15 protein-coding genes and 3 tRNA genes are annotated in these 17789 nt (G+C 69.8%); 3 read left to right on the top strand and 15 right to left on the bottom strand.

The window, feature by feature from the left end; translation table 11 throughout:
• Positions 1-67 precede the first annotated feature (67 nt).
• Positions 68-307, top strand: a complete 240-nt coding sequence (locus tag JNB61_RS10345; RefSeq protein ID WP_308291257.1) for a helix-turn-helix domain-containing protein — start codon at positions 68-70, stop codon at positions 305-307.
• Positions 308-368: 61 nt separating this feature from the next.
• Here JNB61_RS10345 and JNB61_RS10350 read toward each other — a convergent pair whose 3' ends face one another.
• From JNB61_RS10350 to JNB61_RS10375, 6 genes are all read right to left on the bottom strand, one after another.
• Complete coding sequence (locus tag JNB61_RS10350; RefSeq protein ID WP_220339568.1) at positions 369-1577, bottom strand: site-specific integrase; 1209 nt, start codon at positions 1575-1577, stop codon at positions 369-371.
• Positions 1577-1936, bottom strand: coding sequence for a helix-turn-helix transcriptional regulator (locus JNB61_RS10355; RefSeq protein ID WP_220339569.1), 360 nt, complete (start codon positions 1934-1936; stop codon positions 1577-1579). Before JNB61_RS10355 ends, JNB61_RS10350 begins: the two co-directional genes overlap by 1 nt.
• A gap of 53 nt (positions 1937-1989) precedes the next feature.
• Positions 1990-2063 (bottom strand) — tRNA-Met (locus JNB61_RS10360).
• A 34-nt stretch (positions 2064-2097) separates the two neighbouring features.
• A tRNA-Thr gene (locus JNB61_RS10365) sits at positions 2098-2169 on the bottom strand.
• A 62-nt stretch (positions 2170-2231) separates the two neighbouring features.
• Complete coding sequence (locus JNB61_RS10370) at positions 2232-4052, bottom strand: peptidoglycan DD-metalloendopeptidase family protein (protein WP_308291249.1); 1821 nt, start codon at positions 4050-4052, stop codon at positions 2232-2234.
• Between the two features lie 351 nt (positions 4053-4403).
• Positions 4404-5210 (bottom strand): inositol monophosphatase family protein, encoded by an 807-nt coding sequence (locus JNB61_RS10375; RefSeq protein WP_220339570.1) that lies wholly within the window; start codon positions 5208-5210, stop codon positions 4404-4406.
• A gap of 104 nt (positions 5211-5314) precedes the next feature.
• Here JNB61_RS10375 and JNB61_RS10380 point away from each other — a divergent pair, with 104 nt between their 5' ends.
• Positions 5315-6907, top strand: coding sequence for a phytoene desaturase family protein (locus tag JNB61_RS10380; protein WP_220339571.1), 1593 nt, complete (start codon positions 5315-5317; stop codon positions 6905-6907).
• Between the two features lie 66 nt (positions 6908-6973).
• Here the strand turns inward: JNB61_RS10380 and JNB61_RS10385 are convergent, their stop codons facing one another.
• The 8 genes from JNB61_RS10385 to JNB61_RS10420 form a co-directional block, all read right to left on the bottom strand.
• Positions 6974-7996 (bottom strand): hypothetical protein, encoded by a 1023-nt coding sequence (locus JNB61_RS10385; protein ID WP_220339572.1) that lies wholly within the window; start codon positions 7994-7996, stop codon positions 6974-6976.
• 138 nt (positions 7997-8134) lie between these two features.
• Positions 8135-8219, bottom strand: a tRNA-Tyr gene (locus JNB61_RS10390).
• Between the two features lie 89 nt (positions 8220-8308).
• Entirely contained in the window at positions 8309-9250 is a 942-nt protein-coding gene (locus JNB61_RS10395; protein WP_220339573.1) for a PfkB family carbohydrate kinase, read from the bottom strand.
• Complete coding sequence (locus JNB61_RS10400; RefSeq protein WP_220290395.1) at positions 9247-9747, bottom strand: FBP domain-containing protein; 501 nt, start codon at positions 9745-9747, stop codon at positions 9247-9249. Before JNB61_RS10400 ends, JNB61_RS10395 begins: the two co-directional genes overlap by 4 nt.
• A gap of 83 nt (positions 9748-9830) precedes the next feature.
• Complete coding sequence (locus tag JNB61_RS10405; protein WP_220339574.1) at positions 9831-11807, bottom strand: glycoside hydrolase family 13 protein; 1977 nt, start codon at positions 11805-11807, stop codon at positions 9831-9833.
• A 116-nt stretch (positions 11808-11923) separates the two neighbouring features.
• Positions 11924-12820 (bottom strand): sugar ABC transporter permease, encoded by an 897-nt coding sequence (locus JNB61_RS10410; RefSeq protein WP_220290599.1) that lies wholly within the window; start codon positions 12818-12820, stop codon positions 11924-11926.
• A gap of 115 nt (positions 12821-12935) precedes the next feature.
• Positions 12936-14555 carry an ABC transporter permease subunit gene (locus JNB61_RS10415; protein ID WP_220290399.1) on the bottom strand — a complete coding sequence of 540 codons (1620 nt, stop codon included), beginning with the start codon at positions 14553-14555 and terminating at the stop codon, positions 12936-12938.
• Positions 14556-14637: 82 nt separating this feature from the next.
• Positions 14638-15867, bottom strand: coding sequence for a sugar ABC transporter substrate-binding protein (locus tag JNB61_RS10420; RefSeq protein ID WP_220290401.1), 1230 nt, complete (start codon positions 15865-15867; stop codon positions 14638-14640).
• 264 nt (positions 15868-16131) lie between these two features.
• Here JNB61_RS10420 and JNB61_RS10425 point away from each other — a divergent pair, with 264 nt between their 5' ends.
• A complete protein-coding gene (locus JNB61_RS10425) occupies positions 16132-16620 on the top strand; it encodes a YajQ family cyclic di-GMP-binding protein (protein WP_159842269.1) in 489 nt (162 codons plus the stop codon).
• Here the strand turns inward: JNB61_RS10425 and JNB61_RS10430 are convergent.
• Positions 16611-17786, bottom strand: a complete 1176-nt coding sequence (locus JNB61_RS10430) for a MalY/PatB family protein (protein WP_220339575.1) — start codon at positions 17784-17786, stop codon at positions 16611-16613. The genes JNB61_RS10425 and JNB61_RS10430 overlap by 10 nt on opposite strands.
• Positions 17787-17789 lie beyond the last annotated feature (3 nt).

Here is a 17789-nt window from a genome sequence, read left to right on the forward strand (position 1 = left end):
CTAGCCCTCACTCGAACGTTGAGGGGTGGCCAACAAGCCGTCGCCCTCGCCCACGTGGGACGAGTATGTGTCCGAACTGGGGCGAAACCTGCAGCGTGCGCGAATCAGTTCGGGGCTCAGCCAGGAACAAGTCGCGTATCGGTCACATCTGAGCCGATACACATATCAGAAGCTTGAGTCCGGTATCGCACGGCCGGGAGCTCCGGCCAACCCGACCCTCAGGACTTTGGTCACGGTCGCTCGTATTCTTGCAGTCGAAGTTTCCCAGATCTTGCCCGCGGCGGCACCCGACCTTCCGGAGCCCTGATGCTCGAGAGACGGCTCGCCGACGCCGCGCAAGGCCCCTGCACAGCACAGGCGACCGGACGCTAAGCTGCATTCCCGTCCCCGAGGATCTCGTCCAGAACCGTGGCGTCGCCCACGACTCGGTACGCCTCTCCTGCATAGGAGTCTCTCGTCGTCCGAATGTCGGAGTGCCCCAACATGTCCTGCGCTCCGCGCAGATTGCCGTCGTGCTTGGCGAGCAGAGTGGCTGCCGTGCGTCGAAGGACATGGTGTGTCAGCGCCCGGGGCTCGATGCCCGTCGCTTCGAGTGCATCGACGAGTTCGGGGTCGTCACGTAGTTCACGAAAAGCGCGCCGGAGGTTGCGGGGAGCGATCCACGTCCCGGCACGGCTCTGCAACGCCGGAGCGTTCGGGAGGCGCCCGGTGACGCTGTCCCGGACCGCACGGGCCTCGGCCAGCGCCGCCAGAACGAATCGGGGCGCTTGGATGATGCGCGCCTGGTCCCGAGATTTCAGCTCAGCCTGCCGGACGACCTGCCAGCCCACATCGTCGACGAGTGTGCCGTTGACCGAGACGCGGCCGGAACCGAAGTCCACGTCCATGTTGCGCAAGCCCAGCACCTCTCCGAGTCTGAGTCCGAGCCCGATCTGAACCTCGAACGCCCACCGCAGGTTGCCGGCGGTCGGTCCCGCGTTGTGCCGGATCTGCTCCTCCCGACGGTGGATCGCCGCCCGCAGGGCGGCGACCTGGTCGACGTTGAGGGCGATTGGCATGGCCCTACGCTCCTTGTTCCTGCGAAGCCCGATGAGCGGATTGAAGCCGACGACGCCGACTTCTACAGCCAGTGCGAGTGCTCCCTTCAATGCAACGCGCGCGTGATTCTCGGCCGAACTGGATCGCGTCGTCCGGATCACGTTGAGAACCTCCCGGAGACGTTGCGCGTCCAGGTCCGTTGGACGCAACGCACCGACCATTGGGACGAGCCAGCGAATCGTGTCCGCGTACACACGGTGTGTCTGGTGCTTGACGCGCCCCCGGGCCTCGTCGAGCCACCGCTCGAGCAAATGGCCCACAGTGCTGTTCGCGGTTATTCGATTGACCGTGAATGCGAGGGCGTCGGCCCGGCGCCGAAGCTGGATGGCCGCCTCCTCAGCAGTGTCCGCGGTGGCGGAGAGCCGACGGAGGGTTCCACCGGCATCGCGTGTGCGCGCACGACCTCGGAAGCGTGGCCCCACCTGCTCGATTGCGACCGAACCGAGCTCGCCGGGTTCCAGCGCATCTCGGCCAGCCATCAGGCGGCCTCAATCTCGGCGAGCCACGCGTCCACGGCTGCCTGCCGGTAGCGAACCCGCTTGCCCATCCGGGCGTACTTCGGGCCGTAGCCACGGTGGCGCCAGTCCTCTATGGTGCGCGCGGGAATCTGGAGGTACTCAGCGACCTCCTCCGTGGTGAGGAGCCGTGAGGCCGCTCCCCCGGAACCGAACTTACTCTGGTTGTCTTCACTCATGGCCACCACATGCGCGGCGCGAAGCGGGTCGTGGACGAACCTGTCCCGTAGCAACCGCACCAAGGTTCCGGGAGCATCGTCCGACGAGGTCAAAAGTGGACCAAAAGTGGACCACGGACGCTGATCGTGCTGATCCGTCGACATGAGAAACCCCCGCAACTTCCGCGTGATTCTGCGGGTGCGGGGGTTCTGATCTGTAGCAGGAGCGGGGCTTGAACCCGCGACCTCACGATTATGAGTCGTGCGCTCTCACCAACTGAGCTACCCTGCCGTACGCATCCAACGGTCACGAAATGGATGCTGCGAGCCCCGAGTCAGGATTGAACTGACGACCCCTTCCTTACCATGGAAGTGCTCTGCCACTGAGCTATCGGGGCGTGCTGCCTGCAAACAGGCAACTAGAAGAGGATACCAGAGCCGCGGCATCCTTCCGAACCACTCAACCCACCGTGTGGGTCCCGTCGGTGTACTGCTGGAGCCACGGCCACGGGTCGATGGCGGTGGTGCCGTTCTTGAGGATCTCGAAGTGCGTGTGGGCGCCGTAAGAGCGACCCGTGTTGCCGGTGCGGCCGATGACGGTGCCGACGGTGACGTGCTGACCGGCGCTGACCTGCAGCGACCCGTACTGCATGTGCGCGTAGTGGCTCGAGACCATCTGCCCGTCGACGATGTGGTCGATGATGACGTGCACGCCGTACGCGCCGCCGGCCTCCGAGGCCACGCGGACGGTGCCGTCGGCGATCGCCTGCACCGGCGCGCCGTTGCCGGGCGTGAAGTCGATGCCTTCATGCATGCGTCCGGAGCGCATGCCGAACCCGTACGACATGGTGACGCCGACCGCGAAGGGCCATTGGATGTTCGAGTTCGGGTTGTTGTGGAACAGGTTCGAGAAGTTGCGGATGCCCGCCTCCGACGCCAGCTGAGCCGTCGTCGTCGTCGAGTAGTTCTCGGTGCGCTGCAGGGTGTCGCTCTGCGCGTCCCCCGGCGCCACGTAAGCCTGGATCTCGGCCTCGTCGATCACGGGGACGGAGTCGTCGCCTGCGGCGAGCACCGAGAGCGAGGCATCCGTCCCGTTGACGGCGGCGACCGCCTCAGCGGGAGTGGTCATGCCGACGGCCATGAGGCCGACGATGCCGAAGACGCCCACCGAGAACGACGCGGTGGCGACGCGCTTGAATGCGGAGCCACGACGCGTCTGCGGGCGGCGGGGCGCCGCGTGCGGCGCAGCCTCAGCCTCGGCTTCGGGCGCGGGCTGCTGGACCGGGGTCTCGCCGGTGAAGGCGAACAGGCGGGAGGCGGCTTCGAACTCGTCGATTCCGGATGCTGCGGGCTCGGGGATCGGGCCGGTGAGAGGCTCGATCCGCTCCGTGCGGGGGCGCTCAGCGCGCGGGTGCGAGGCACGCGGCTCCGTGGACGCGGAGGCGCCCGCCCCGGCAGCAGCCTGCGCGGTGGGCGCGGTGGTCGCGGTCTGCGACGGCGCGGCGGCGCGGGGCGCGGACGTGGTCTGCGGTTCGGCCTGCTTCTGGGCAGGCGCCGGCGACTCGACGGGCGCTGCGGTCGGCTGCGGCGGGGCGGCCTCGACGGCCGGCACCGTCGTCGCGACGGGCTCGGCGGCGTCAGCAGCGAGGAGCTTCGCGAAGCTGTCGGCCATCCACGTGGAGGCGCGCTCCGCGGGCGTCGCACTCGACACGGGCGCCGGGACGGCGGTGGTCGACGCGGGCGCCGGGACGGGGGTGGTCGACGCGGGCGACACGGCTGTCGCGGCGGGCTCCAGCAGCTCGAACGGCTCGGCCGGTGCGAGCACGGCGTCGAGCAGTGGAGCCGGCTCCTCGCGAGTCGTCAGTTCAGCCTCGAAGGCCGCGGCGGGACGCTCCGGCTCGGCTGGGCCGACGGGAGCGATCGGCGGCACGACCGCGACGGGCTGCGCACCCGTCTGGGAGCGCCGCGAGCGGCGGCTCACCTGCTCGACGGGTGCGGCAGTGGACGGGGCAGCAGCGGAGGAACGCGCACGGGCACGGGGAGCGACGGGCTGCACGACCGGGCCGGGCGCGGCCGGGAGTCCGACCGCCGATGGCGCCGGAGCCACCGGCTGGGCGGGCGTCGTGGCCGGAACGGGAGCCACGGGTGCCGCGCCCGCCGGAGCGGCCGCCCGCGGTGCCGGCGCCTCAGGGGCCGACGTCAGGTAGGTCGTCGCGTCGGCCTGCGCCGTGGGAGTGGCGGCAGAATCCGTCCGCTTCGCCTCGACCGGACGACCCCACACGACCGCCGGGCGATCGGGAGCGGTGCTGGCGGCCTGCCGCCGTGCGGTCGCACGGCCCGCCCCGGGAGCCTCGTACGTCGCCTGAGCAGGCGCTGCGGAGGGTCGGCTGGAGCGGCGCGTGGGCGCAGATCCGGCCTGGGGGGCGTCGAAAGGCAAAGCGGAAGCGGGCTCTCAGGTCGTGCCGCGAGGGGGGTGTTCGCGACGAGGCGGTCTTCGGGCAAAGGACCCCTCCGCCGTTCGGGTGGCGAAGGTAACGATCGGGTAAACCCTACCCCGGGCGTCCTGGGAATGCCATGTGGGGCTTGGATTTCACGACGCGCGTTTCGTGAGGATTCGATGAGAACGCCGTCATCACGCGAGTCCGGCGGCCTCGGCGAGTCGGTCGAAGATCGCGGGGGTCGCGGCCACGACGAGGGGTGCGCGCGGTCCGCCGTCAGGCTCCGCCCTGCCGAATCGTCCGCCCGCCTCGGTGACGAGGAGGGAGCCGGCCGCGAGGTCCCACGGGGCGAGCCCGCGCTCGAAGTATCCGTCGAGGCGCCCGGCCGCGACGTACGCCAGGTCGCTCGCCGCTGATCCCCCTCGGCGCAGGTCGCGCGCCGGCACCGCCGGCATGACGCGGCCGATGAGGTCGATGTCGCCCGGTCGCGTCGCCGGGTCGTAGCCGAAGCCGGTTGCGAGCAGCGCACCGGCACCGCCGACCTCGGGGTTGACGGCGAGGCGGTTCACGCCCAGCCATGCGCCCTCGCCGCGGACGGCGTGGAACATCTCGCCGAGCACCGGCGTGTAGACGACGCCCGCCAGCGCCTCCCAGGTTCCGGGCGTCGGCTCGCCCTGCACGGCCGCGATGCTGACCGCGTACGACGGGATGCCGTACGCGTAGTTGACGGTGCCGTCGATCGGGTCGACGACCCACGTCACACCGCTCGCGCCGCGGTCGCCGCCGGTCTCCTCACCGAGGAACCCGTCGTCGGGCCGCGCTGCGCCGAGCCGGGCCCGGATGAGGGCCTCGACCTCACGATCGGCCTCCGTCACGATGTCGGCGAGGGCGGTCTTGGTCGCGGCGATGGCGACGCCGGTCTCGCGGCGCGTCCGCGCGAGCTCCCCGGCTTCACGGGCGATGTCGATGGCAAGGGATTCGAGGTCGTGCTCGAGGCTCATGCCTCCACGGTAACGAACGCGGCGGCGACGCCCGACGGCAACCGGCAGGCGAACGATGGACCACATCACGGAGGCGAGCAGCCTGCCTGGGTAGCGTGGAGCTCATGGTCGCCGCCGCCCGTCCCTCCCGCTACGACGTCGCCGTCGTGGGCGGCGGCCACAACGCGCTCGTCGCCGCCGCATACCTCGCCCGGGCGGGTCGCTCGGTCGTCGTCCTCGAGCGCCTCGGCCACGTCGGCGGCGCGGCGGTGTCGGAGCGACCGTGGGTGGGCGTCGACGCCCGGCTCTCGCGCTACTCGTACCTCGTCAGCCTGCTTCCGCAGAGCATCATCGACGACCTCGGGCTCGACATCCGTCTCGTGCGACGCCGCTACTCCTCCTACACCCCCGATCCGGCAAGACCATCGCGCGGGGTCCTGATCGATACGGCGGATGCTGCTGCCACCGCCGACTCGTTCGCTCGAGTCACCGGAAGCCCCCGTGAAGCGAGCCGCCTCGCCGCCCTCTCAGACCGCATCGCACCCGTCGCGCGGCTCCTCTTCCCTTCCATGACGCAGCCGCTTCGTCACGAACACGAGGTGCGGGCCGCGCTCGCCGACGACCGGCTCTGGTCGGACCTCTTCCAGCGCCCCCTGGGCGACGTGCTCCGCTCGTCGTTGGACACGGACATCGCCCGAGGCATCGCGCTCACCGACGGCCTCATCGGCACCTTCGCCTCGGCCGACGACGAGAGCCTGCGCCAGAACCGCTGCTTCCTGTATCACGTGATCGGTGGCGGGACCGGCCACTGGGATGTGCCCGTCGGAGGGATGGGCCGCGTGACGGCCGAGCTGGCGCGCGTTGCGGGCGAGGCGGGTGCCGAGCTGCGCACCCGGACGGAGGTGACCGCCGTGAGGCCGGACGGCGAGATCACCCTCGCCGGTGGTGCTGCCGTCCATGCGCGACTGGTGCTGAGCGGCGTCGGCCCCGCCGTGCTCGCGCGGCTGCTCGCCGCCGGAGGCGCCGGTGCCGGGCTGGCCGATTCGCCGGCGCCCGAGGGCGCCCAGCTGAAGGTGAACATGCTGCTGAAGCGGCTCCCCCGCCTGCGCGACGACGGCGTCGCACCCGAAGCCGCGTTCGCCGGCACCTTCCACGTGAACGAGACGATGACCCAGCTCGACGACGCGTACCGGGCGGCGGCGGGCGGCAGCATCCCTCATCCGCTCCCGGCCGAGATCTACTGCCACTCTCTCACCGACGCGACCATCCTCGGCCCCGAGCTGCGCGCCTCGGGTGCGCAGACTCTGACGCTCTTCGGACTGCAGGTACCGCACCGCCTCCTCGACGGGTGGGAGGCGGATGCCGCGCGTAGGGCGCTCCTCGATGCGGCACAGCGCTCGCTCGACGCGGTGCTGGGCGAGCCCCTCGCCGACTGCGTCTACGAGGCGCCGGACGGCACACCGTGCGTCGAAGCGCGGACCACCGCCGACCTCGAACAGTCGCTCGGGATGGTCGGGGGCGACATCTTCCACGGCCCGCTCTCGTGGCCGTGGGCCGGCGACGGCGAGCCGCTCGACACGGCCGCTCGACGGTGGGGCGTGGCGACAGAGCATCCGAGCGTGCTGCTGTGCGGCTCGGGCGCGCGCCGCGGCGGCGCGGTCAGCGGCCTGGGCGGGCACAACGCGGCGATGGCCGCGATCGAACTCCTCGCGCGCTGACACCGGCGCGTCCCGTTCACGTGTTCTCGATGTGAACGGATGCGCCCGGTCGGGGCCGCTCGGCGCTCAGGGGCGCGGGGGCAGCGGCGGGGGCGGCGGGTAACCCTCGTACCCGGGCGCGGTCGCGGGCGGCTGTGGCGCGATGGAGGCAGGGGCGGGAGCGGGAGCCGGCTCAGGCGCGGGAGCGGGAGACGGCGCGGGCAGCTCAGCGGGAGGCGCCGGATCGACCCGCGTGAACACGTGTGCGCCCGGCGACGGGTAGCCCGTGTAGTAGGCGTTCCAGTCCGGCGAGCCGTCGGGGAGCATCGGCAAGGGCGTGACGGCGTCGACGTACGTCGGCCAGGGCAGCAGCTCCTGCGTGCCCTGGGCCGAAGGCGCGCCAGGGGCGGCGGGGCCGACCGGCCCCGCGAGCGCGGGATACGCCGCGGCGGAACGCGGCTTCTTCGGGGCGAACAGCACGTTCACGAGGGGCACGAGCGCCGTGCCGACGGCCGCCAGGATCGCGACGGCGACCACGATGCGCCAGTAGATGTCGGCGAAGTACAGCCACTCCCAGAACGCCAGCGGCACGATCAGCAGGGCCGCGAGCCCGACCACGAGCGCGATCGTGATGGCTACCACCGTTCGGGTGAACGGCGTGTCGTGGCGCTGGAACGCCTTCATGTAGAGGCGCACGTGCAGCAGCACGAGCTGGAGGATGAGCACGATCAGCAGGAACTGGATGACCCGCGAGAATCCGAGCCACGGGAAGCGGTCGGGCATCCAGATCATGATGGCGCCGATGAGGAGTGCGATGATCCAGGACGCCATGCTGGCCAGGGCGAACCACCCCGGCCGACGGGGCGCCAGGTGCGCGTCGAGGATAGCGACGCCGGCGAACCCCGCGAGCAGCAGGATCGTCAGGAACGCCCGGCCGATGAGGCCGTTCTGCCCCCCGATGAGCACCCAGACGACGCAGACCAGCGCCGCCGCGATCAGGGCGCCGATCGCGACCCAGATGGCGCTTCGCAGCAACGGCGAGGGCGAGGCATCCGTCCGCCCTGCCTCTGCTCTCGGAACGGGCGTCGCATACGGGTCGGGCGCAGTCATGGCGTTCCTCTCGTGACGCGGGCGGAGTGCCTGCACCGCCCATCCTGACACGCCGACCCCCGCGCGCGTCAGGCGCTCTCGCCTCAGGAGAGTCGCCCGGAAACCACGAAGCGCCCCGCGGTGCGGGGCGCTTTCGAATGGTGGCGAGTGAGGGATTCGAACCCCCGAAGTCTAAGACGGCTGATTTACAGTCAGATCCCTTTGGCCGCTTGGGTAACTCGCCAGGTGCGCACCCGTCCGACTTTTCCAGACGACCGGAGGCGCGATCCACCATCTTACGCGTAGATCCGCAAGGTCAGAAATCGAGCGGATTCAGGTGCCGATGCGGTCGAGATCCAGGCTCTCCAGCGCGCTCGGAGTGCGCAGCAGCGCCCCCTCGAAGCGGCAGGTGGCCGCGGCCGCGTCCATCGCCGACACCAGCACGGTGTCCCACTCCTCGGCGGTGCTCGGCGCGCCCCCGACGAGCGCGGCGATCGCGGCGGCGAAGGCCGCGTCGCCGGCACCCATCGTGTCGACGATGCGGCCGGGCAGGTTCGAGATCGGCCGGGTCACCACCACGTCGCCGGCCTCGATCGTTGCGCCGGCGGCGCCTTCCGTCGCGAGCACCGCGCGAGCGCCGAGGTCGATCAGGCGGGCGCGCAGGGCGTCGAGGGGCCCGTCGTAGAGCAGCGCGGCGTCGTCCTCACCGACCTTCACGAGCGCGGCACCCGTCGCGAGGGCCTCGAAGCCGCGCACGAACTCGTCCCTGTCGTGCAGCATGCCCGTGCGGGGGTTGGGATCCACGGCGACGGACACTCCGGCTCGTCCCTCGCCCGGTGCGGGCGCCCCGGCCCCGGCGACCGCATCGGCCAGTTCGGCCGCCTGCTCGGCATCGTCGAACGCGAAGCAGCTCACGACCACGAGGTCGGCGTCCGCGAAGGCCTGACGCTCGGCCTCGCCGAAACGGATGCGGCGTCGCTGCGATGCCTCGTTGAACTCGTACACCGGCTCGCCGGCGCCGGAGCGCGTGCTCACGGCGCGCGCGGTACCCAGTGGCGACGGCGTCGCGAGCAGACCCACGCCGAAGTCGGCGAGGTAGCGCCGCACGCGCGACGCGGGCTCGTCGTCGCCCAGCATCGCGACGAGGGTGGCGGGCACGCCGAGCCGCGCGAGGCCGACGGCGACGTTGAGCGCGGCGCCGCCGACGAACTCCCTCACGCCGTGGTCGTCGCGCAGCTCGTCGACGAGCGCGTCGCCCACCACGACGACGGTCATCGCGGCACTCCTGCGGTCTCGAGCACACGGCCGACGAAGGCCTCGGTGCGCCGGCGCGTGCCGTCGATCTTCATGTCGACGCTCGCGCGCACCTCGTTCGGCGCGAGCGGCGGCGCCAGGCGCACGTTCTCGTGGCACGACAGGTCGGCGCAGATGTACGTGCCCACGCTGTCGCCGTGCACGCCGGCCTCACCGGCCTTGCGGGCCGTGTACATGGTGACCTGGTCGGCGGGCTGCATCGTGTGGCACAGGTTGCACAGCGCCGCGCGGGCGTGGGACGAGCCCTCGGCGCCGCGCAGCACGATGCCGGCGGGCTCGCCGTCGATCTCGGCGACCAGATAGCCCCGACCGCGCGTGCGCGGGTCGCGCCACGCCAGGAAGTCGAGATGATCCCAGTCGGTGAGCACGAAGTCATGAGGCAGGGTGACGAGACGCAGCTCGTCGGCGGAGGCGTTCACGAATGCGGAACGCAACTCATCTTCGGTCAGTGGGCGCATGGCACCTCCTCGCCCGCCCAGTCTACGAAGGACGACGGATGCCGCCACCCCGGGTGTTCCCGCCACGCGCGGCGTCGGGGTCGTCAGGCGAACTCGACCTGCTCCGCGGGAGTCGTCTCGTCGGCCGACACCACGCCGCGCGACACCTCGTCCGCAGTCACCGGCGCGGGCTCGGGGGCGGGCACGTCGACACCCGCGAGCCGCCACACGGCGAACGTCGGGCCGTCGGCCGACAGCAGCACCGAACGGTCGCCGGCCACCGCGAGGGTCGCGTCGCCGATGAGCGCCTCGGCGCTCGCGACACCCGTCACGGCGCCGGCCTGGAGCTCGGCATCCGTGTCGCCCTTCGCAGCGAGCACCAGCAGCGTCTCTTCCGCCGACTCCCGCACGAACACCACGGACTCGTCGTCGACGTGCACCCACCGCAGGCCGCCGGTCGACAGCACGGGATGCGCGTGACGCAGCGCGACGAGCTCGCGGTAGAGCGCCAGCCGCTCGGCGACCGCCGGCTCGCCCTCGCTCCCCCACGGGATCGGCGTGCGGCTCGCCTCGCCGTCGACGCCGACGAGGCCGAACTCATCGCCCGCGAAGATCACGGGCATGCCCGGCAGCGTCATCATGAGGCCCGCGGCGACCGGCACCGTACCGGGCGCCGCGTTGGTCGCGAAGCGCCCGGTGTCGTGGGTGTCGAGCGGCTGCATGTTGCCCAGGCGCACGCGCCACGGGATGCCGGCGGTGAAGCGCACCACGGCGTCGACGAACTGTCGCGCCGTGTAGCGAGGGATGCCGCCGATCGGCTGCGTGAAGAACCACGGCTCGGTCGACTCGCGGCCGTCGTACGTGAGGTACGGCGCGTGGGTCGGCTCGGAGAGCCAGCCCCAGACCGGGCGCGTGAACGACGGGTACGTCATCGCGCCATGCCAGCCGTCGCCCTGCAGGTCGCTCGCAGCGTCGTTCGTCGACTCGCCGAGCAGGATCGTGTCGGGATTGATCTCGATCATCGTGCGGCGCAGCAGCCGGCGCACTTCGGCGTTGAGGTCCACGGACCCGAGGCGTCCCGTCATGTTGGCGACGTCGATGCGCCAGCCGTCGGCCGAGTACGGCGGCTTCAGCCACTTCGCGACGACGGAGTCGGGACCCTCGACGAACCGGTCGCGCAGCTCCTGCGACGCCCAGTTGAACTTGGGCAGCGTCGGCACGCCGAGCCACGCTTCGTACCGGGTGTTCGCGTCATCCGTGAAGTAGTAGAACTCCTCCTCCGGCGCGCCGGGGTGGCCGAGCGCCGCCTGGAACCACTCGTGACGATCGCCCGAGTGGTTGCTCGTGAGATCGCCGATGACACGGATGCCGCGGGCATGCGCCGCCTCGATCAGCCGGATGTAGGCCTCGTCGCCGCCGAGGAGCGGGTCGACGCGGTCGAAGCTCGACGCGTCGTAACGGTGGTTGGACGCGGCCGGGAAGATCGGCGTGAGATACAGCAGATTCACACCGAGCGAGACGAGATGGTCGAGCTTGTCGATGACGCCCTCGAGGTCGCCGCCGTAGAACTGCTGCGAACGCCCTGGGACGACCGGATCGACGGGGTCGTCCCACTTCGCCGGGATCGCCCAGTCGGGGGTCGGGTGCGTGTCGGCCTGCACCGACCGCGCGAACCGGTCCGGGAACACCTGGTACATCACCGACTCCATGAGCCACGCGGGCGGCGCCGGATACGCGACGAGCGCGAAGTCCTCGGCGTCGAGCGTCTCGATCGAGTGAAGGCCGGTCTGGTTCAGCCACTCGACGTGCCCGTCGTCGTGCACCAGCACCCAGCGGTACCCGTGACGCGGATTGCGCACCGTGACAGGGGCCTCCCACCACTCCCAGCCGTCGGACGCGCCGAGGGGCGCAGCATCCGTCCATTCCGGCTCGTGATCCGGATTGGAGCGCGTGCGCACCGCGGCCAGCGGGCCGTACCCGGCCGGCACGCGCAGCCGCACGGTGACCACGTCGCCGAGCTCGGGAGCGAGATCTGACACGTACAGCGGCGAGCCGTCGTGATGCGGGAGGAGGATCGTCAAGGCTCGGCCTTTCGTCAGGCGGGCGGTGGCGGTGCGTCTCGATCATCGCAGAGCGGATGCCGCGCCAGTCTCACCAGGACTGCTGCGGCATCCGCTCTGCGATGGGCTGCGCGCGATCAGCCCTTGGTGGCGCCTGCGGTCAGGCCGCCCACGATGTACTTCTGCAGCAGCAGGAAGACGATGACGACCGGAATCGCGGCCATGACCGCGCCCGCGGCGAAGCCCGACCAGTCCGCGTAGCGGGGGTTCGACACGAGCTTGGTGAGACCGACGACGAGCGTCTGCTTGTCGGGATCGATGAGCAGCACGCTCGCGATCATGTACTCGTTCACGATGCCGATGAACGACAGCAGTCCGACGACGGCGAGGATCGGCGCGACCAGGCGCAGGATGATCGTGAAGAAGATGCGGGCATGGCCGGCGCCGTCGATCTTCGCCGCCTCGTCGAGCTCCTTCGGGATCGTGTTGAAGAAGCCGTACATCAGGTAGGTGTTCACGCCCAGCGCGCCGCCGAGATAGATCAGGATCAGACCGCTCAGCGTGTTGAGTCCGATCGCCGGGAACCAGTCGCTGATGGAGCTGAACATGAGGAAGATCGCGACGACCGCGAGCATCTGCGGGAACATCTGCACCACCACGATCGTGATGAGACCCACGCGGCGGCCCGTGAAGCGCATGCGCGAGAACGCGTATGCGGCCAGCGCGCCGATGAAGACCATCGTGAACCCGGTGATCAGCGCCACGATCATGGTGTTCAGGAACCACTGCGGGTACGGGATCTGCGGGTCCGTGAGGATGCGCACGTAGCTGTCGATGCCGATCTCGGAGAACAGCCGGTTGGTGCCGGTGAGGGTGCCGCTCGGGTTCAGCGACGCCGACAGCACATACAGCAGCGGGAAGATCGCGAATGCCGACACCACGATCGCGACGACGTGGCGCCAGCCGGTGTCGGCGAACCACTTGCCGAATCGGCGACGGCGAGCCGGTTGCTCGGCCCGCGGCGAAGGCGCCATGCCCGCAGCGGCGGTTTCGAACTGCTCGGCGGCGCTGCCGCCGGCGAGGGCGAGCGTCGCATTCTGCGTGACGGCCTTGCCGGGGTGGGCGAGACGCTCCTGAGATTCCGACATGTCAGTTCAGCTCCTCGAGGGCCTTGGTCTTGCGGAAACTGATCACCGCGATGACGGCGACCACGATGAAGATCAGGATCGTGAACGCCGAGGCGAGACCGTAGTCGCGGTTCTGCCCCGTGAAGGCGACCTTGTAGACCATCGAGATCAAGAGGTCGGTGTGTCCTGCGGGTATCGCCGTGTCCTCGAACCGCGGCCCGCCGCCGGTGAGCATGTAGATCAGGTTGAAGTTATTGAAATTGAACGCGAACGAAGCGATCAGGAGCGGCGTCACCGTGACGAGCAGGAGCGGCAGCTTGATGCGGCGGAAGATCTGCCAGGGGCTCGCACCGTCCATCACGCCGGCTTCATTGACCTCTTCGGGGATGCCCTGCAGGGCTCCCATGCACACGAGGAACATGTACGGGAAGCCGAGCCAGAGGTTGACCAGCAGCACCGAGAACTTCGAGATCCACGGGTCGGTGAGCCAGCCGATCTCGGCCCCGCCGAGGAGGACCTGGTTGATGAAGCCGAAGCTCTTGTTCATCATGCCCGCCCAGATGAGGGCCGACAGGAACGCCGGGAACGCGTAGGGCAGGATCAGCATGATCCGGTACCCGTTCTTGAACCGCATGCGCTTGTTCTGGAAGAGCATCGCCAGCAGCAGCCCGAGGAAGAACGTGGTGGCCACCGAGACGATCGCGAAGACGAACGTCCACGCGGTGACCGCCAGCAGCGGCCCGCGGATCGACGTGTCGGTCAAGGCGCGGACGAAGTTGTCGAAGCCGACGAAGACCTGCCATCCCGGCAGCAGCTGCTCTCCCGACGCGGACGTGAAGGCGCCCTCGCCGTCGTCGGTGTAGACCGTCCCGGTCGTGGTGTCGGTCATCGTGTCGGCGGCCTCGTCGTAGACGAGGGTGGAGGTGTACAGGTACCCCTTCTGGCCGTCCTGGGTGCGGATCGCCCCGTCATTGGGGTCGTCGGTGTACGGCACCGCGAGCTCTTCCACCTCGTTGCTGCGCTCCAGCACATCCGCGAAGGTGAGCGTGGTCCAGCCGTCGACGGCGACGGCCTTGCCGCCCTCCATGGTGGCGTCGACCGGCTCGAGCGGCTTCTGGTTGGTGCCGAGCGACGCTTCGCCGTCGGTGGGGTCGGTCACCAGGAGGCCGAGCTCCCCGACGCGCTCGACGACGGTCACGTCGAACGTCGGCGAGTCCTCGACGCGGACGAGCGACGACCGCATGAGTGAGGCGATCGCCTGGTCCTTCGAGCCGTTGTGGCCGGTGCCGTAGTTCGTCAGGCCGATGTAGGCGGTGTAGCTCAGGGTGAAGATCTGGAAGACGACCAGCAGGATGATGCCGGGGGTCAGGTACTTCGCGGGGATCTGCTTGCGGGAGAAGTAGATCCAGTTGACGAGGATCGTCACGGCCGTCACCAGCGTGAGGACGAGCCACTCGTTGTGCAGGAAGAGGACGAAGACGGCGTACAGCGCGACGGCGTCCACGATCGCCAGCATCACGATCTTGAGCACGATCCAGCGCAGCCGGCCGCCGGCGGCATCCGCCATGCGGGCGGCGCTGCGCTGTCTCGGCGTCTGCGGCGGGGCCTTCTCGTCAGTCGCGGTCGACAGAGTATCGGTCATCGATCATCCTCATCATCGGGACCGGGACGGATGCCTCGGCATCCGTCCCGGTCGCCTGTCGCGGTCGCGAGACCGCAGGGTGTCACTTGATGGCGGCGCTCACGTCGTCGGTGAGCTTCTGCCAGGTCGCCGTCGGGTCGGCGCCGTTGATGATCGCGGCCTCGGCGATGCCCCAGTACTGCCACACCGCACCCATGGCCGGGATGGCCGGCATCGGGACGGCGTCGGCACCGACGGTCTGGAAGCCGGCGATGATCGGGTCGGCGGCCGCGGTGTCGGCAGCGGCGGTGAGGGCGGGCAGCACGTTGCCGGCCTTGAACAGGTCGAGCTGGACGTCCTCGGTGCCGATGTAGTTCACCAGGAAGTCGTTCGCGGCGACCTTGTTGTCGGACTCGGAGCTCACGAAGAAGCCCTTGACGCCGGCGAACGGCTGAGCGGCGGCGTCGGTCGGGCTCGGGATCGGGTCGATCGCGACGTTGATGCCCGCGTCGGTCGCGGCGCTGACGTTCCACGGGCCGGTCAGCCAGAACGCCGCCTCACCCTCGGTGAACTTCGTCTTGGCGATGTCGCCGTCGACGTCGGTGTTGAAATTGCCGGCCGCGCCCTGCGCGCCGAGCCAGGTGGCGAACTGGAAGCCGCCCTCGTTGCCGATCTGCAGGTCGGTCGGGTCGTAGTTGCCCTCGGCGTCGGTGCCGAACACGGGGGCGCCGAACGCGGTCTGGAACGGGTAGAGGTGGTACGGGTCGCCCTCGACGCCCTGCTGGACGACGAACGGGGTGGTGAGGCCGGCAGCCTGTCCCTTCGCGATCATGTCGTCGAAGCTCGTGGCCGGCTCGGGGATGATGTCGGCGTTGCGGAGGATGGCGATGTTCTCGACCGCGTACGGAAGCATGTAGGTCGTGCCCTCGTAGGTCGAGGCCTGCAGCGCGACCGGGAGGTAGTCGCCGGCGGTGTCGCCGAGCTCGATCGGGGCCACGACGCCGTTGGTCGACAGCTCGCCGAGCCAGTCGTGCGCGCCCATGACCACGTCGGGGCCCTTGCCGGTCGGGGCCTGCTGGATGAAGTCGTCCTTGATCTTGCCGGTGTCCTTGCCCACCAGGTCCACCTTGACGCCGGTCTTCTCGCTGTATGCGTCGGCCGCGCCCTTGAGCGCATCGACGCGCTCGGAGTCGACCCACACGGTCAGCGTCGACGTGGCGTCGCCCTCGTCGCTCGAAGCGGTGTCGTCCGCGCTCCCCGCGCAGCCCGCGAGGACGATCGACGCGACGGCGAGACCGCCGAGCGCGAGCCAGCTCTTCTTGTTCACCTTCATCGGTGCAGTGCCTCTCTGGAGTGCTGAGTGAGTCCGGCCGCACTGCCGGTCGCGACGGTGCGGGTTCGACTCTCGCTCACGATTGCAAGCGCTTACATTTGTAACTCAGCAGACGCCATATGGCAACACCGGCTCCGGATCGATATCTCGCCGTGACTTTGAGCTCCTGCTTGGAATCGCTTGCACGCTGATCATCGACTGGAACCGCTTGCAGCAGCATCCGTTCTCCCGCGTGGTCCGGCACCCGCCGATAGACTGCCCGCCATGGCAGATTCTTCGTTCGACATCGTCAGCAAGGTCGACCACCAGGAGGCGGAGAACGCCCTGAACCAGGCCCGCAAAGAGATCGAGCAGCGCTACGACTTCAAGGGCACCGGGGCCTCCATCGAGTGGAGCGGCGAGTCCGTGCTCATCAAGGCCAGCACCGAGGATCGCGCGAACGCCGTCCTCGACGTCTTCCAGTCGAAGCTCATCAAGCGCGGTATCTCGCTCAAGAGCCTCGACTCGGGCGAGCCCTTCGCGAGCGGCAAGGAGTACCGCATCGTCTCCACGATCAAGGACGGCATCTCGTCCGAGAACGCCAAGAAGATCTCGAAGATCATCCGCGACGAGGGCCCCAAGTCGGTGAAGTCGCAGATCCAGGGCGACGAGCTGCGCGTGCAGTCGAAGTCGCGCGACGACCTGCAGGAGGTGCAGCGGCTGCTCAAGGCCGCCGACCTCGACGTCGACCTCCAGTTCGTCAACTACCGCTGAGGGGCGCCGCTCGGGTCCACCGCGGCGAGCCGCCGCACGGCCTCGGTGATCGTGTCGGGTGAGCAGGCGAGGTTCATCCGCGCGTATCCCGCGCCCTGCCGGCCGAATGCCGGCCCGCTGGACAACGCCACCCTCGCCTGCTGCTCGGCGATGACGGCGGGGTCGTCTCCCCAGCCCAGTGCCGACATGTCCAGCCAGGCCAGGTAGCTCGCCGACGGCCGGCGAAGGCGCACCGCCGGCAGGTGCGCAGCGAGTTCGGCCTGCAGATGGTCGACGTTGTTCTGCACGGAGGCGACCGTTGCGTCGAGCCAGTCCCGGCTGCGGGCGAATCCCTCCCGTGTCGCGATCAGTCCGAACTGGCCGGCCCGGAAGGTGACCTCCTCCGGGAGCGAGCGGATGAGATCGGTCATGCGGTCCGACTCGGACACGAACAGCGCCGTCTTCAGCCCGGCGAGGTTGAAGGCCTTGCTCCCCGACTCGGCGGCGATGCCGTGTGCCCGGGCCTCGTCCGAGACCGCGAGGTACGGGGTGAATTCCACGCCGTGATGGGTGAGCGGGGCGTGGATCTCGTCCGCTACGACGAACCCGTCGTGCCGTGCCACGATGCGGGAAAGCTGTTCGAGGGTCGCCCGGTCGTGGACCAGGCCGACGGGGTTGTGGGGGCTGCACAGGAGCACGCCCTTCGCGCCCGCGGCCAGCGCCCGGTCGATGCCATCCAGGTCGAGCGCGTACGAGGACCCGTCGTCGCGCAGTGGCGCCTCGACCACCACGCCGCCTGCCTCGGGGATGAGGTCGTAGAACGGCGGGTAGACCGGGGGCGTGATCACGACGCCGTCGCCGGGTTCGATCAGCCTGCGCAGCGACTCGACGATCACGACGCTCACGTCGGTCGTGATGCCCATCCGCTCCGGATCCGGCTCCCATCCCCATGCCGCCGCGGCGTAGTCGCGAAACGCCGTCCGAGCGCCCGGGTCGGAAGGATTGACGTACCCGGTGTCGCCGAGGTCGATCGCCTCGTGCAAGGCCTTGTTGATCGCCGGCGCCAGCGGGAAATCCATCTCCGCCACGAACATCGGCAGCACGTCGTCGGAGTGGGTGCCCCACTTCTCGCTCGTTCGCCGGCGGAGAGTCGTCATGGCGTCGGCCGGCGTCGGGATGATGGGCATCGT

The sequence above is a fragment of the Microbacterium ureisolvens genome, assembly GCF_019511645.1.
Taxonomy (GTDB): Bacteria; Actinomycetota; Actinomycetes; order Actinomycetales; family Microbacteriaceae; genus Microbacterium; species Microbacterium ureisolvens_A.

What these genes read in the sequence shown, in the direction of transcription:
- JNB61_RS10350 (WP_220339568.1), bottom strand. Translation starts at nt 1,577, where the DNA reads ATGGCTGGCCGAGATGCGCTGGAACCCGGCGAGCTCGGTTCGGTCGCA.
- JNB61_RS10355 (WP_220339569.1), bottom strand. Translation starts at nt 1,936, where the DNA reads ATGTCGACGGATCAGCACGATCAGCGTCCGTGGTCCACTTTTGGTCCA.
- JNB61_RS10375 (WP_220339570.1), bottom strand. Translation starts at nt 5,210, where the DNA reads ATGAGCCTCGAGCACGACCTCGAATCCCTTGCCATCGACATCGCCCGT.
- JNB61_RS10380 (WP_220339571.1), top strand. Translation starts at nt 5,315, where the DNA reads ATGGTCGCCGCCGCCCGTCCCTCCCGCTACGACGTCGCCGTCGTGGGC.
- JNB61_RS10385 (WP_220339572.1), bottom strand. Translation starts at nt 7,996, where the DNA reads ATGACTGCGCCCGACCCGTATGCGACGCCCGTTCCGAGAGCAGAGGCA.
- JNB61_RS10395 (WP_220339573.1), bottom strand. Translation starts at nt 9,250, where the DNA reads ATGACCGTCGTCGTGGTGGGCGACGCGCTCGTCGACGAGCTGCGCGAC.
- JNB61_RS10400 (WP_220290395.1), bottom strand. Translation starts at nt 9,747, where the DNA reads ATGCGCCCACTGACCGAAGATGAGTTGCGTTCCGCATTCGTGAACGCC.
- JNB61_RS10410 (WP_220290599.1), bottom strand. Translation starts at nt 12,820, where the DNA reads ATGGCGCCTTCGCCGCGGGCCGAGCAACCGGCTCGCCGTCGCCGATTC.
- JNB61_RS10415 (WP_220290399.1), bottom strand. Translation starts at nt 14,555, where the DNA reads ATGACCGATACTCTGTCGACCGCGACTGACGAGAAGGCCCCGCCGCAG.
- JNB61_RS10420 (WP_220290401.1), bottom strand. Translation starts at nt 15,867, where the DNA reads ATGAAGGTGAACAAGAAGAGCTGGCTCGCGCTCGGCGGTCTCGCCGTC.
- JNB61_RS10425 (WP_159842269.1), top strand. Translation starts at nt 16,132, where the DNA reads ATGGCAGATTCTTCGTTCGACATCGTCAGCAAGGTCGACCACCAGGAG.
- JNB61_RS10430 (WP_220339575.1), bottom strand. Translation starts at nt 17,786, where the DNA reads ATGCCCATCATCCCGACGCCGGCCGACGCCATGACGACTCTCCGCCGG.